9 protein-coding genes and 2 tRNA genes are annotated in these 14275 nt (G+C 71.4%); 7 read left to right on the top strand and 4 right to left on the bottom strand.

From position 1 onward, the window contains the following. Window positions 1-82 precede the first annotated feature (82 nt). Window positions 83-2710, top strand: a complete 2628-nt coding sequence (gene alaS, locus AB0C87_RS12120; RefSeq protein WP_360577372.1) for an alanine--tRNA ligase — start codon at window positions 83-85, stop codon at window positions 2708-2710. Window positions 2711-2806: 96 nt separating this feature from the next. On the opposite strand, the gene AB0C87_RS12125 is transcribed toward alaS, so the two are convergent. Further along, complete coding sequence (locus tag AB0C87_RS12125; RefSeq protein WP_353832494.1) at window positions 2807-3232, bottom strand: VOC family protein; 426 nt, start codon at window positions 3230-3232, stop codon at window positions 2807-2809. Window positions 3233-4488: 1256 nt separating this feature from the next. Here AB0C87_RS12125 and AB0C87_RS12130 point away from each other — a divergent pair. After that, window positions 4489-5364 carry an SDR family NAD(P)-dependent oxidoreductase gene (locus AB0C87_RS12130; protein ID WP_353832495.1) on the top strand — a complete coding sequence of 292 codons (876 nt, stop codon included), beginning with the start codon at window positions 4489-4491 and terminating at the stop codon, window positions 5362-5364. Between the two features lie 9 nt (window positions 5365-5373). After that, the gene (locus tag AB0C87_RS12135) at window positions 5374-5859 is read left to right on the top strand and encodes a MerR family transcriptional regulator (protein WP_360577375.1); all 486 of its coding nucleotides are present in this window, start codon (window positions 5374-5376) and stop codon (window positions 5857-5859) included. A 350-nt stretch (window positions 5860-6209) separates the two neighbouring features. Here AB0C87_RS12135 and AB0C87_RS12140 read toward each other — a convergent pair. Continuing rightward, window positions 6210-6283: transfer RNA gene (locus AB0C87_RS12140), tRNA-Gly, on the bottom strand. 140 nt (window positions 6284-6423) lie between these two features. On the opposite strand from AB0C87_RS12140, the gene AB0C87_RS12145 reads away from it, so the two are divergent. The 3 genes from AB0C87_RS12145 to AB0C87_RS12155 all read left to right on the top strand — a co-directional run bounded on the left by AB0C87_RS12145 (window position 6424) and on the right by AB0C87_RS12155 (window position 11275). After that, a tRNA-Pro gene (locus AB0C87_RS12145) sits at window positions 6424-6497 on the top strand. 531 nt (window positions 6498-7028) lie between these two features. Continuing rightward, window positions 7029-9110 carry a PQQ-binding-like beta-propeller repeat protein gene (locus AB0C87_RS12150; RefSeq protein WP_360577377.1) on the top strand — a complete coding sequence of 694 codons (2082 nt, stop codon included), beginning with the start codon at window positions 7029-7031 and terminating at the stop codon, window positions 9108-9110. Further along, a complete protein-coding gene (locus AB0C87_RS12155; RefSeq protein WP_360577378.1) occupies window positions 9107-11275 on the top strand; it encodes a serine/threonine-protein kinase in 2169 nt (722 codons plus the stop codon). Before AB0C87_RS12150 ends, AB0C87_RS12155 begins: the two co-directional genes overlap by 4 nt. Window positions 11276-11325: 50 nt before the next feature. Here AB0C87_RS12155 and AB0C87_RS12160 read toward each other — a convergent pair whose 3' ends face one another. Then, window positions 11326-11826, bottom strand: a complete 501-nt coding sequence (locus tag AB0C87_RS12160; protein ID WP_360577380.1) for an NUDIX hydrolase — start codon at window positions 11824-11826, stop codon at window positions 11326-11328. Between the two features lie 45 nt (window positions 11827-11871). On the opposite strand from AB0C87_RS12160, the gene AB0C87_RS12165 reads away from it, so the two are divergent. Continuing rightward, a complete protein-coding gene (locus AB0C87_RS12165; protein WP_360577382.1) occupies window positions 11872-12216 on the top strand; it encodes a hypothetical protein in 345 nt (114 codons plus the stop codon). A gap of 16 nt (window positions 12217-12232) precedes the next feature. On the opposite strand, the gene AB0C87_RS12170 is transcribed toward AB0C87_RS12165, so the two are convergent. Further along, window positions 12233-14164, bottom strand: coding sequence for an amino acid transporter (locus AB0C87_RS12170; RefSeq protein ID WP_345180910.1), 1932 nt, complete (start codon window positions 14162-14164; stop codon window positions 12233-12235). Window positions 14165-14275: the final 111 nt, after the last annotated feature.

Consider the following 14275-nt stretch of genomic DNA (forward strand, 5'->3'; position numbering starts at 1 on the left):
GCCGAGCTGGGGAACGTGCAGACGTGCCCGGCCCGGCTCGGCGGTGTGCGCCGTCATCCCATCGACCTCGTGAGGCCGTCCCATGCGCTCGACTGACATCCGTTCGACCTTCCTGGGCTTCTTCCAGGAGCGCGACCACCGCGTCGTGCCGTCCAGCCCGCTGATCCCGTCCGATCCCACGCTGCTGCTGGCGAACGCGGGCATGAACCAGTTCAAGCCGTACTTCCTCGGCGAGACCACGCCCGAGCACCCGCGCGCCGTGTCCGTGCAGAAGTGCGCGCGCACGTCCGACATCGAGAACGTGGGCCGCACCACGCGGCACGCGACGTTCTTCGAGATGCTCGGCAACTTCTCCTTCGGCGACTACTTCAAGGCGGAGGCGATCGCCTGGGCGTGGGAACTGCTCACCCGCCACTACAACCTCGACCCGCGACGCCTCTGGGTCACCGTGTACCTGGACGACGACGAAGCCGTCCGGCTCTGGCGGCGCGTGGGTGTCCCCTCCGAGCGGATCCAGCGGCTCGGCATGGAGGACAACTACTGGTCGATGGGCATCCCCGGCCCCTGCGGGCCGTCCTCCGAACTGCACTACGACAGGGGGCCGTCCTTCGGCCGCGAAGGCGGACCCGCGGTGGACGGCGAGCGGTACCAGGAGCTCTGGAACCTCGTCTTCATGCAGAACCTCCGTGGCGAGGGCTCCGGCAAAGACGATTACCCGATTCTCGGCGAGCTCCCTGCACGGAACATCGACACGGGGCTCGGTCTCGACCGGCTCGCGGCGGTGCTGCAAGACGTGGACACCGTCTGCGAGACGGATCTGCTTGCGCCGACGTTCCGGCTCGTCCAGGACATGGCGGGCCGCGCCTACCCGGGCCGCGACGGCGAGGACTCCATGTCCTTCCGAGTCGTCGCGGAACACTCCCGCTCGGTCGCGTTCCTCATCGCGGACGGCGTCATGCCCGCCCGCGACGGCCGCGGCTACGTCCTGCGCCGCCTGATGCGCCGCGCGATCCGGCACGCGCGCAGGCTCGGCATCGACGGCCCCACCCTGCCCGCGCTGACCTCCAGCGTCGTCGGCAACCTCGGCGACGCCTGGCCGGAGCTCTCCCGGCGCTCCGAGCTCATCGAGCAGGTCGTCCGGGCCGAAGAGGAGGCGTTCGAGCGGACGCTGCGCCAGGGCTCCCAGCTCCTCGACGCGGCGATCGGCCGCGCCACCACCGCCATCTCCGGGCGGACGGCCTTCGAACTGCACGACACCTACGGCTTCCCGATCGACCTCACGGTCGACGCGGCGCGCTCGGCCGGCCTCACGGTCGACGAGGACGCGTTCGCCGAACTCCTCGACGAGCAGCGCCGCCAGGCGCACCGCGCCGGGCAGGGCCGCAAGGGCGGCGCGGTCGCGCGGCAGGACCTCTACCGCCGCGTCGCCGCGGCGCACGGCCTCACCGACTTCGTCGGCCACACGTCCGAAACAGCGGAAACACAGATCGGCGCCCTCCTCGGCCCGGACGGCGAGGTGCCCACCGCGACCAGGGGCGACGAGCTGGAGGTGATCCTGACCCACAGCCCGTTCTACGCGGAGTCGGGCGGCCAGGTCGGCGACACGGGCACGATCCGCACGTCCGGCGCGACCCTGGAGGTCGTCGACACCCGCCCGGGACTGGACGGTCTGCACGTCCACACCGTCCGCATCGTGGACGGCGAAATCCGTCCCGGCGACGACGCCGAGGCGATCGTGGACGCGGACCGCCGCGCGGCCACCGCCCGCTCGCACAGCGCGACCCACGTCCTGCACGCGATGCTGCGCCGCACCCTCGGCGACCACGCGGCGCAGCAGGGCTCCCGCGTGGAGCCCGGACGCCTGCGCTTCGACTTCGCGCACTTCTCCCCCGTCGACACGGACCGCGTTCAGACCCTCGTCAACGACTACCTCCTGGACGACCCCGAGGTGCGCGTCTGGGAGGCGACCCGGGCGGAGGCGGAGCGCGCGGGCGCGATCGCCCTGTTCGGCGAGCGGTACGGCGACGACGTCCGCATCGTGGACATCGGGGACGCCTCCCGCGAACTCTGCGGCGGCACCCACGTCGGCCACGGCTCGCAGGCGGGCCCCGTCCACATCGTCGGCGAGTCCTCCATCGGCACGGGCCTACGCCGCATCGAGGCCCTCACCGGCGCCGACGCCCTCCGCCACCACGACCGCACCGCGCTGCTGCTGAAGGAGCTCGCGGCGCTGCTGAACGTCCGTCCCGACCAGGCCCCGGACCGCCTCCGGCAACGCCTGGAAACACTCGCGGAGACCCAGCGCCGCCTGGAGGAGCTGCACCGCGCCGAACTCGACCGGCACACCGACCGCCTGGCGTCCCTCGCCGAGCCCGTCCCCGGCGGCTGGCTGGTGGCGCACACCGTCCCCGGCCTGACCGGCGCGGACCTGCGCACCATCGCGACCGGCGTCCTCACCCGCCGCGACCAGCGCGGCCTCGTCGTCCTCGGCACCGAGTCGGACGGCAAGGCGGTCCTCGTCGCGGCGGCCGGGGCGTCCACCGGAGTCCAGGCGCGCGACCTGCTGACCGGAGCGGCCCGCGAGGTCGGCGGCGGCGCGGGCGGCAAGGGCCCGCTGGCGAACGCGGGCGGCCGCCGCCCCGAGAACCTCCCCAAGGCGATCACCACCGCGGCAACGGAGGCCCGCACCCTTCTGGCGACCCAGACGTGACCCCCGCGGCGTCCGCACACCCAGTGCGGGCGCCGCGTCCAACGGTGGCGGCCGGCACGGCGCTGTCGATGCGCGAATCGCGGGCACGTCCAGCCGTCAGAAGACGGGCTTGGGCACCAGGACGACGCGCCAGCCGTCCGGGTCCGCGTAAGTCAGAGCGCCGTTCTCGGTCCAATAGGGGTTCTCCGCCGGCACCGGTTCGTGCCCGGCCGCCGCGAGCCGTTCGACCACATCGCGCATCTGCACCTCGCCCGCGAAGTACAGCACGAGCAGATTGTCGCCGGTGGGCGCCGGGCACGGGCTCCCGTCGGCGTGCGAGGTGAACTCCAGGTGGTAGTCGGTGCCGGGCAGACCGAGCATCACGCCGTCATAACCGGCGTGGCCGGTGAACCGGGAGAGCTCGGGCAGGCCCAAGTGGTCCCTATAAAACGTGACCACCTCGTCCAGCCTGTCTGTAGGCCGCGCAATCCGAACCTGGACCACCCCAAGCCCGTCCGGCCATGCTTGCGTCTCCGTGGCCATGCCCATAACGGTACACCGCGTCCCGAATTATGAACCGATGGTCCCCCATGCCTTGCGGCGCCGTTCGCGTCGCATCGCCTACACGACCGGCGGGACAGCGATGCGCGGACGGCGTTCAATGGAAACATGGAAATCGTGATCATCATCTATCTGTTGATCCTTCCCGCCCTGATCTACAACTTCATGAAAAGGAGACGCCTCCGGCGCACAGGGATACACACTCGGCCATAGTGGTCCGCCACGTCGAAAGGCGGGGAGCGAAGACCACTTACGAAGTTCCGGTGATCGCCTTCTTCGACGAGCCGGGGAAAAGATTCGAGTTCATTCCGCCCGAGCCGAGACCCGCATCGCCGAAGGCAAGGCAGGCGCCCGGACAACGCCTACGCGCTCGCCGCCCATGTCACGCCGTACTTCGGGGAAACGAAGGCCCATGATCTGCGTTGTGAGCACGAGCGCGTCGTCGCGACTTGGCCGTCTTCAACTCACTGAGCAAGATGCGCGTCTTCGCCCGCAGCTCTTGTCACGATCCCTGTTTCGCCTCGCCGCATGCATGAGCCGAAATGTCCCGACCTCCCCAGCCAAGAGGCAGCGGCGATGCGCGGTCGGCCCGGTCCGCCGCCCCCGCAGCCGAGGTACGAGGCGTAGGTGACGACCCCCGCTCCGCCCCCGCCCCCGCCTTTGTCGGCATGAGGCCGGAGCTGCGGGCCGCAGCGCACCTAACGGGACTTGCGGCCCCTGCGACGGTCAAGCCAAGCGAGGAAAGCCTGAGAGGCCCTGATCGAAAAAGAAGGGTCTCCGCCACCCTGCAGCGACTGCGCTCCGATGAATTTCGCGTTGGGATCCTGGCGTCGTTCATACTCGGCGTTGGTCTGTCCAGGAATGCGCTTCTTAGGTGCGGTCATCGTGGCTCCAACCGTCGTGGCGGATCTCGCCTCATGGCGCGAGCCGCGGTCTCGACAGTCAGACGCATTGTTCCCCCCTCCGGTTGCCCCAACGAGGTGACTACGGCTACCGACCGCAGCCCTCGCATCAGCGCCTTGGGATCCGGTCGACTGACTTTCAGCGCGCAGTCGAGCCGCAACAGCGTGCAGCGCAAAGGCTCGCGACGTTGCCCCCTAGGCGGCTGAGCCCCGCACCAGCACGGCTCCGACCTCGCACGATGCACCGCCACCGAGCGAACATCCCGACGGTGCGCAGAACGGGACGCGGACGCCGTGCTTGCGTTCGAGCGCGCTCGAACTCCTAGCGTCACCGGCATGACATCTCAACCAGGCACTCAGCGGACATGGATCATCACCGGCGCGTCGGCGGGCTTCGGCCGTGCCATCGCCGAGTGCGCGATCGGGCGGGGCGACAACGTGGTGCTGGCCGTGCGGCGGCCCGGGTCGGTGGCCGACCTCGCGGACGCCCACCGCGACCAGGTGCTGGTCGCCGAGCTCGACGTGCGTGACACCGGGCGCGCCGGGGACGTCGTACGGGCGGCGGTCGACCGGTTCGGGCGGGTGGACGTGCTGGTGAACAACGCCGGCCGCGGGGTCGTCGGCGCGGCCGAGGAGGTCGGCGACGAGGAGCTCCGCGCGTCTTTGGAACTGCACCTTCTGGGGCCGGCGGCGCTCGTGCGGGCCGTCCTGCCGCACTTCCGCGAGCAGGGGTCGGGCACGATCGTGCAGATGAGCAGCCAGGGCGGGCGCATCTCCTTCCCTGGCGTCGGCGCGTACTCGGCCGGCAAGTTCGCGCTCGAAGGCTGGTCGGAGGCGCTGGCCGGAGAGGTCGCGCCGTTCGGGGTCCGGGTGATGATCGTCGAGCCGAGCCGGTTCCGCACCTCGTTCAACGCGCCCGACGTGCTCGGGGTCGCCGACGCCAGCGCCGCGTACACCGGGCTCCTGGGGGCCGTCCGCAACGACATGGCGGGCGCCGACGGGGTTCAGGAGGGCGATCCGGTACGGGCGGCGGAGATCATCGTGGACCTGGTCGCCGGTGACGAGTTGCCGCTGCGCCTTCCGCTCGGGCGTGAGGCGGTCGAGCGCATCGGAAGGTCCTACCGGCAGAACCTGGAGGAGCTCGAACGCTGGGCCCCTACCGCGCGTGCCGCCGACTTCCCCGGCGCCGCCGCATCCGCCCGGCCGATCTAGAGTGTGGCCATGGCCACGGACGATCTGATGTCGAGGGCGCTCGCCGCCCTCGACGAGGTCGACGGCCCGATGTCGGTCGAGGTGATCCACCGCCTCGTCGACGTCGGCGCCGCCACCGACCCCATGACCATCACGGAGGTCGCCGACCTGCTCGACATGTCGCCGCACACGCTGCGCTACTACGAGCGGATCGGGCTGGTCGAGGTGGCCCGCGACGCCAGCGGCCACCGCAGCTACGACGCGGCGGCGGTCCGGAGACTGGTGTTCCTGACCCGCATGCGCCTGTCCGGGATGGCCATGCGCGACCTCCAGCACTACATGCGGCTGGCCGACGAGGGCGACGACACCGTCCCCGAGCGCCTCGACCTGCTCCTCGAACACCGCGACACGATCCGCCGCCAACTCAAGGAGCTCACCCTTTCCCTGGCGGCGACCGAATACAAGATCGCCACCTACGGCGGCCACACCAGCCCCACGTCCATGGAGAAGACCTGACCCCTCGGCACAGAACCACGCCGAACGGGACCACCGCGCCCAGTCAGCACGGTCACCTCGTCCTCATCACTCAGGCGAAAACATCAGCTCGACCCAGCCGCCACGATCGACGCCAACGGCCCCACTCGCGGACCCGGCAAATCATCGACCCGGACGTACCGAAGGCCCAGCTACGCCTGGAGGGTTGGAGACACGTCCGGGAGCCGGACCTTCCACGTCGAGGACGCAAGATCCGTCACCGTGCTGATCTCCGTCAGGGACGGTGCCAGATCCCAGTGACAAATGGGTGACAAATGATCTTCGGAAGGGCGGTCAAGATCACCCTATAGGGCTCTGACCTGCGGAAATGGTGGAGCGGGCGACGGGAATCGAACCCGCGTAGCCAGTTTGGAAGACTGGGGCTCTACCATTGAGCTACGCCCGCTAGGCGATCTCCGGGCCCGGGTGGGCCTCGATCGCCATCCCGTAGCGTACAGGGTCTTCGGGGTGGACGTGCCGGGGGCGGAGCGGGCGGGGGCCGATCGGGACTACACTTCTCGCGTCATCGCGTTCGGCGGTGGTGTGCGGGCTGTAGCGCAGTTTGGTAGCGCACTGGCTTTGGGTGCCAGGGGTCGTGGGTTCAAATCCCGCCAGCCCGACCGAGATCAGGTAGGAAGGTCGACGTCCACCTTCGTCTTGTTCCGGATGCGCTGGAAGCCCGAGCGCAGGAGCAGGCCCCAGTGGGCCCACCACCCGAGCAACGGTCCCGTTCGGGGTCTGGGGCGGCGCGCGTCTGGGCCGTGTGGGGTGACGTGTTTGCTGGTGTCAGTCCAACCGGCTGCCACGGGGGTGGTGCCGTCAGGGTCACCCGGCTTTGAGTGCGTCTGTGGTGGTGTTGAAGACGGACGTCTCGGCCCACGCAACAGTCGACCAGAGGTTGGTCAGTGCCAGCCACACGCGGGTCTATCTGCGCTTCCAGGTCACTGCCCCAGACGCCGTGAGCATCGTCGGGTGATGCAGCGATCATGCGTTCTGCGATGAACTCGACGTCCGCACACAGCTCGAAGTCGATCCGGCCGACAGCGGGCGCTCCCGTTAGAGGGACCTCGACCGGGGGCTGGGGCACGCCCTGGGGTTAGGCCGATCCGATATTCTTACAGACACGTTTGTTCTGTCGAGGTGGGGGCGGGATGGGGCCACTCCAGGCGGGGGATCCCGTTGGGGTCGGCGGGTACCGGGTTCTCGCCCGGCTCGGTGCCGGTGGGATGGGGGTCGTCTATCTTGCCCGGTCGCCGGGTGGGCGGCTGGCGGCCCTCAAGCTCATCCGGCCGGACGCCGCCGACGACCCGGGGTTCCGGGAGCGGTTCCGGCGTGAGATCGGCGCGGCGGGCAAGGTCAGCGGGCTGTACACGGCTCCCGTGCTGGACGCCGACGCCGACGCGCCGCAGCCGTGGTTCGCCGCCGCCTTCGTCCCCGCGCCCACGCTGAAGGAGGCCGTCGAGGACGGCGGGGCGCTGCCCGAGTCGGCCGTCCGCGCGCTGGGCGCGGGGCTCGCCGAGGCGCTGCGGGCCGTTCACAGGGCGGGGCTGGTGCACCGCGATCTCAAGCCCGGCAACATCCTGCTGGCCGAGGACGGGCCCAGGATCATCGACTTCGGGATCGCCAAGGTCGTCGACGCCACGCAGATCACCCGTACCGGCGGCATGATCGGCACGCTGGCGTACCTGGCGCCCGAGCAAGTCGCCGGCGCCAAGGACGCGGGGGCCGCGGCGGACGTGTTCGCGCTGGGGGGCGTGCTGGTCTACGCGGCCACGGGAGCCCGGCCGTTCGGGGAGGGCGACCCGGGCGCGCTGCTCTACGAGATCCTGTACGGCGAGCCCCGTCTGGACGGGCTGCCCGCGTCGCTGCGGAGCACCGTGGCCGCCTGCCTGGCCAAGGAACCGGCCCGGCGGCCTCCACTCGCGGACGTCCTCGCGGCGCTGACCCCCGCCGATCCTTCTGCGCTCCTCTCCCCCGCCCTGCGACGGGAACTGGCGGCCAGGGAGGCCGAGGCGAACCGGGTCGCGTCCGGGCCCGTGACGCTGCCGCCGCCGCTGCCGAGGATCGAGGAGACGGTCCCCGACGGCCTGCGGCGGCGGCGCGTGCTGGGGCTGGCCGCCGGGGCGGCGGTCGCCGTGACCGGCATCGGCGCGGGGACGGCGGGCTGGGCGCTGGCGGGCGGGAAGTCCAAGCCCGCGAAGCCCGCGCCTCGCGGGACCGCCATCGCCTCGGCGCCCGCGCCGGCGTGGACCTTCGTCCCGCCCGCGCCCGTCGGGTCAGACAAATCGCACGTGCTGGTCGCGGGCGGTGTCGTGCTGTGGGGCGGCGAAGACGCGGCATACGGGGTGGACGCCGCGTCCGGGCGGCGGCTGTGGACGGCGGACGTCAGCATGTTCGCCGGCTGCGCGGTCCACGGGTCGACGTTCGTCCTTCCGAACGGCGGCGGTCTCGACGGGAAGTCGACGATCAGCCTGGTCGACGCGGCATCGGGTGAGGCGACGCATCTGCCGATGCCCGAGGGCGCGTTTCCCCGCTCCGTCTTCGGCGTGGTCGACGGCGCGGCCCTGCTGCAGTCGGGGACGTACTCGGACGAGGGCGTCCCTGTCGTGTGGGCCGTCGACCTCGCCGGCGGCAAGGCCCGCTGGCGGTTCCCTCTCGCCGACTCGGACGCCTCCGGCGCGGCCGACCGGAACGGCCTGTACCTCAATGTGAAGCACACGCTCTTCGCCGTCGACCTCGCCACCGGCCGCAGGCGCTGGACCGTCGACTGGTCCAAAGACGAGGGTGAGTGGCTGACCCAGGGCATCGCCGTATCCGGCGGCAGGGTGTTCGGAAACTTCGCCGATACGCTCCAGGCGGTCGACACGGCCGGTGGGAAGAGCGTGTGGTCGCGGACCGCCGGCGCGGAGTTCCCCTCCGTCCTGCCCGCGGCCGGCAAGGTGATCTTCCGGGGTGACGACCTGCACGCTCACGACCGCGCGACGGGGGCCCCCGCGTGGTCCCTGGCCGGTCCTGAGAAGTTCGTCGCCGAGTCGGGGCACGACGCGGCGTCGGGCGACGTCCTCGCGGTCGCGTTCGAAGGCGGCGTCTTCGCCGCCACGGCCTCCGGCCGGGGGCTGTGGGCGCACTGGGGCGACGTCCCCCGCGCCGGGAAATGGGACGTCGCCGTGTCCGGCTCGTCGGTCCTCGCGACCGATCATGAGCGGCTGCTCTGCTTCCGGGCGGCCTCGTGACGGCCCGGCCAGGGCCCGAAGACCCCGCCCGCATCGGCGGGTACCGGGTGCTGCGGCGGCTGGGCGAGGGCGGCATGGGACGGGTGTACCTGGCCGCGTCCCCGGCCGGACGGGCGGTGGCGATCAAGGTGGTGCGGCCGGAGCTCGCCGGGGATCCGGCGTTCCGGGCGAGGTTCCGGGCGGAGGTCGCGGCAGCCCAGCGGGTCAGCGGCGCGTTCACCAGCCCGGTGGTCGAGGCCGAGCCGGACGGGGCCGTCCCATGGCTGGCGACCGCGTACGTCAACGGCCTCAGCCTGAAGGAGACGGTCGACCGGTACGGGCCGATGCCCGAGCCGCTGCTGCGCACGCTCGGCGCCGGGCTGGGCGAGGCGCTGATCGCGATCCACGCGGCGGGGCTGCTGCACCGCGACCTCAAACCGGCCAACATCCTGCTGGCCAAGGACGGGCCCCGGGTCATCGACTTCGGCATCAGCAGGGCCGCCGACCATGACGCGTCCCGCGGGTCCACGCGGGCGCTCACCTCCGAGGGGCAGATCATCGGCTCCCCCGGGTACATGTCCCCCGAGCAGATCCGCGGCGGGACGCTCACCGCGGCCGCCGACGTGTTCGCCTTCGGGGCCGTGCTGGCCTTCGCCGCCACCGGCCGTCCCCCTTTCGGCAGGGACGAGCTGCCCGCGATCATCCACCGGACCTTGCACGAGGCGCCCGATCTGAACGGCGTCCCGGCGTCCCTGGAGCGGATGGTGGCCGCCTGCCTGAGCCGCGACCCCGGTGAGCGCCCGCCCACCGAACTGCTGCCGTCGCTTCTGGCGGCCGAGCCGGTGGCCCCCGGCTGGCTTCCTGGCTCCCTCGGCGAGGAGCTGCGGCAGCGGGAGGACACGCTCCTCCTGGATCTGCGCGAGATCGCCAAGGCCCGCACCCGCCGGCGGCTGCTGCTCGGAGGCGCCGCCGCCGCGGGACTCGCCGTCGTCGGCGGGGGGACGGCCGCGGCACTGGCCGCGGCCGACGGCGGGGCCGGGCGGAGGCCCGCCCCGCCGAAGCCGCTGTGGCGGACGACGATCGGCGACCTCAGCGACCGGCGCTTCGCCGTCGAGGTCCTCTCCCGGACGGTCGTCCCCCACGACGAGGGGCCGGTGTACCGCTGGCACTCGCTCGACACCGGGCGACAGCTGTGGTCCAGCAGGTTCTCCGTCGCCGTCACCGGACCCAGCATGATCTATGGGATCCCGGACGAGGAGGACCGGCTGATCGCCATGGACGAGTCTCACCGGGTCAGGTGGAGCAGCGACGTGGCCGCCGGCAACGACTACCCCGAGCTGCTGGGGCCGGACGACGGGAAACTCGTCATCACCGGCCGGGACCGGACGGTCTTCGGCGTGGACGCCGCCACCGGCAGCCGGCTCTGGGCCTACGAGTGGCCCTCCGAGACCTTCTTCAGCCTCCTCTACGGCATCACGAACCACACCCTCGTCGCGATCGGCACCCCCCGCGGGGCCGACAGCCTGCTCGTCGGGCTCGACACCGCGACGGGCGCGGTCCGCTGGGCCGATCCGGAGGGCGGCCTGACCTCCGTCCCCGAGGGCGGCGGGAACCTGATCTTCCGCAACCCGTCGGGGGTCAGGCTCGAGGCGCGGGCCGCCGACACGGGCCGCGGTCTCTGGGCCGTCGAGCTTCCCAAGGCCGCGGCGGAGCCCCACGACGAAAGGCAGCTCTCGCAGGACTTCACCGTCGCGGCCGGGACGGTCTACACCGGCAGCCCGACCTTGTACGCCCTGGACGCGTCCACCGGCCGGGAGCTGTGGACCTACACACCGACCTCACCCGGCGGGCAGGAACGAAGCCTCCTGGTCAGCGGGAAGCACGCCTATATCCTCGACAACCCGCGGCTCATCGCGCTCGACGCCCGCACGGGCCGCCGGGTCTGGTCCGTCGACACGCCCGCGGCCCGCACCGCCCCGCTGGTCGCCGCCGGCGGAATGATCTGCACCGGGGTGGCCGGAGCCACGGGCGCGGGGCTCTACGGCTGGGACGCCGAGACGGGCGAACTCGTCTGGAACCACCCCGTCTCCACCCCCTCCCCGACCAGGCAATGGGCGCTCGCCACCCGCGACCGCACCCTGGTGGCCGCCCAGGACAAAACCCTCCTGGCCTTCCGCCTTCCTTGAGACGAAGCGGAGCCAACACCAGGCCGAGTGGCCAGATCGTTCGAGCGGAGTTACGGGGCCGTCGGGTGGGGTTCGCAGAGGAGCTTCGCGGATCTACTGCTTCTGGCCTCGTGGACGGCGGCGACGCGGGCGAACGAGCGCGGGCTCATCGTCGCCTTCCATGCGCCGAGCGGTTGCACGAGACACTCGGTGTGCTCGGACGGGTCCAGGACGATCTGGCCGAGTTCGGCGTCCGTGAGCGTTCCGCCGTCGAAGACGAACCCGATCTTCGCGCAGGGCCATCCCGGGTGGGGTGGGAGGAAGTGCGTCAGAAGGAGGACGGGCGGTCCGTCGAACTCGATGCCGGTTTCCTCCCTGCACTCCCGGACGGCCGTGGCGAACGGAGTGGGGTCGCCGTGCTCGACGTTGCCGCCGGGGAACTGCCAGGTCTCCACGCCCAGCGCTGAGCGCAGGAGGAGGGGATCACCGTCGACGTCGGTGAAGTACAGGGCGGCGTACATGGTGGCGTTCGGAAGCGTCCGGACGTACTCCTCGGGAGGCAACCAGCTCACGGGACTCCGATCTGCTCATGGAGGTGTCCTCGGCATCATGGCGGTATGAGCGCTTGGGTCTATATACGCGGGTGGCTGGAGTTTCACGGGCAGAGGACTGAGGCCGAGCGCATCATCCGCCACGGGGACCCTGCGGGGTGGGTGTTTCCGGAAGGCGGCTGGCTCGACGCGGCGTGCTACGCCCGCGCGGTTCGCTCCTCCGGTTCCGACGATGTTCTCGACCAGGTCCGGCAGATCGCGGCCCTCCCCGCCGCCGACGCGGACGGCGACCGGGTCTGCGGGCTCTTCCTCGTCTTCCACGAGGAGGGGCACCAGATCGAATGGCAGGTCAGGGACGGGCGAGTCCAGGTCGCTCCGGCGCCGGCCCGCTATGACTACCTCTGGCGATAGCCACGGGGCCCAGACGTCAGCCGACGTGGACGATGGGGCGGCGTTCGATGTCGGGTTCGGCCTGGCGGAGGATCTCGCGGGTCATGGGTGGGACGTCGCCGCCGCCGAACACCAGGTAGCGGAGCAGGGCGCCGATCGGGTTGCCCTCGGCCCAGTGGAAGTAGACGTGCGGCTGCTTGCCCGTCTCGTGCTGGATGTGGAGCAGGATCGCCGCGATCGCGTTGGGGATGCTCGGGCCCTCGGTGCTCAGGACGCGGTAGCCGTGCCGCTCCTCGCCGGTGACGCGCACGGTGGACTCGAACTCCGACGCGTCCGAGACGGTGAGTTCGAGGAACAGCAGCCCCTCCTCGGCGCGGAGCCGGTGCAGTTCCCAGGCTTCCCGCGCCTTGTCCAGGTACTCCTGGCGGTCGCGTTCGTCGGGCTCGTTGGCGATGATCCGCAGTTCGCCTGACCGGTCGAGCAGCTCGCGGGCCTTCTCGTCGAACTCGACGTCGGTGATGCGCAGTTCGGTGGAGCGTGTGGCGCGGGAGATCAGCGAGGTGACGACGATCGCGACGCAGAACACGACGGCGATCACCAGGCCGTCGGGGCGTTCGATGATGTTGGCGACGGTGGCGTAGGTGAAGACCAGGGTGACGGCGCCGAAGGCGGCGGAGGCGCGGCGGCGTCCGCGCTTCCAGGACGCCAGCGTCGCGGCGACCGCGGCGGACAGGATCAGCGCGAGGACGCCGGTGGCGTAGGCGCCGCCCTGCGCCTCGACCTGCGCTCCGAACAGCAGGGTGATGGCGAACGAGACGAGAGTGAAGATCAGGACCATCGGGCGGGTGGCGCGGGTCCAGTCGGGGGCCATCCCGTAGCGCGGCAGGTAGCGGGGGACGATGTTGATCAGCCCGGCCATGGCGGAGGCGCCGGCGAACCACAGGATCGCGACCGTGCTGAGGTCGTAGGCGCTGCCGAACCACTCCCCGAGGTGCTCGTGCGCGAGGTAGGCCAGCGCCCGGCCGTTGGCCTTCCCGCCCTCCTCGAACTCCTTCTCGGGGATCAGCACGCTGGTGGCGAAGCTGGAGGTGATCAGGAAGACGCTCATGATGACCGCGGCCGTGGTCAGCAGCTTGCGCGCGCCCTGGATCCGCCGGTCCAGGTCGCCCTTGACCAGTGGCATCACGGCCACGCCGGTCTCGAACCCGGACAGCCCGAGGGCGAGCTTGGGCATCACGAACAGCGCGACGGCGACCATCACCATCGGGTTGGAGTGGTCGGCGGTCAGCGCGTGCCTCCAGTCGGTGACCAGCCCCGGGTCGGACGCCACCTCGACCAGGGCCGTCCCCACCACCACGACGTTCAGCACCAGGTACACCGCGACCAGGACGACCGCGATCGAGATCGCCTCGCTGAACCCGACCATGAAGACCGCGCCCAGCGCCGCGATCAGCACCAGCGTGACCGGGATCTGCCAGCCCGCGACCGCGTCCGGGGCGAACGGGTTGTGCAGGAGGTGGGCGGTGGCGTCGGCGGCCGACAGCGTGATCGTCACGATGAACGCGGTGGCGACGAAGCCGAGCAGGAACAGCACCAGGAGCTTGCCGCGCCAGCCGGGCAGCAGCCGCTCCAGCATCGACAGCGACCCCAGCCCGTGCGGGCTCTGCCCCGCCACCGACCGGTAGACGGGCAGCGCCCCGAACAGGGTCAGCGCCACCAGCAGCAGGGTGGCGATCGGGCTCAGCGCCCCGGCCGCCAGGGCGGCGATGCCCGGCTGGTAGCCCAGCGTGGAGAAATAGTCGACGCCGGTCAGGCACATGACCTGCCACCAGGCGTGCTGCTTGTGCGGCGCGTCCTCGTGGTGCGGCTGCTTCTTGTGCGGCCCCGGCTTGTGCCCCGGGCGGTGCAGCCCCTGGAGCAGCCAGCGCCGCACCCCCGAGTCCGCCTCCGGCTCTGCTGACGTTCCCATCCGGCCCCCAGGTCGAGTCGCGAGCCCGCACACAATACTGGCGAAAGGGGACATCCGCGCTAGTGCCGCACAGGAGAGCGGCCACACCGCTCGTCACGGGGCCGGGAGCCA

Origin of the sequence: Actinomadura sp. NPDC048021 (assembly GCF_040653135.1) — a bacterium.
GTDB classification, from domain to species: Bacteria; Actinomycetota; Actinomycetes; order Streptosporangiales; family Streptosporangiaceae; genus Spirillospora; species Spirillospora verrucosospora.

Coding starts and splice junctions, on each gene's coding strand:
- alaS (WP_360577372.1), top strand. CDS start 83: ATGCGCTCGACTGACATCCGTTCGACCTTCCTGGGCTTCTTCCAGGAG.
- AB0C87_RS12125 (WP_353832494.1), bottom strand. CDS start 3,232: ATGGCCACGGAGACGCAAGCATGGCCGGACGGGCTTGGGGTGGTCCAG.
- AB0C87_RS12130 (WP_353832495.1), top strand. CDS start 4,489: ATGACATCTCAACCAGGCACTCAGCGGACATGGATCATCACCGGCGCG.
- AB0C87_RS12135 (WP_360577375.1), top strand. CDS start 5,374: ATGGCCACGGACGATCTGATGTCGAGGGCGCTCGCCGCCCTCGACGAG.
- AB0C87_RS12150 (WP_360577377.1), top strand. CDS start 7,029: ATGGGGCCACTCCAGGCGGGGGATCCCGTTGGGGTCGGCGGGTACCGG.
- AB0C87_RS12165 (WP_360577382.1), top strand. CDS start 11,872: ATGAGCGCTTGGGTCTATATACGCGGGTGGCTGGAGTTTCACGGGCAG.
- AB0C87_RS12170 (WP_345180910.1), bottom strand. CDS start 14,164: ATGGGAACGTCAGCAGAGCCGGAGGCGGACTCGGGGGTGCGGCGCTGG.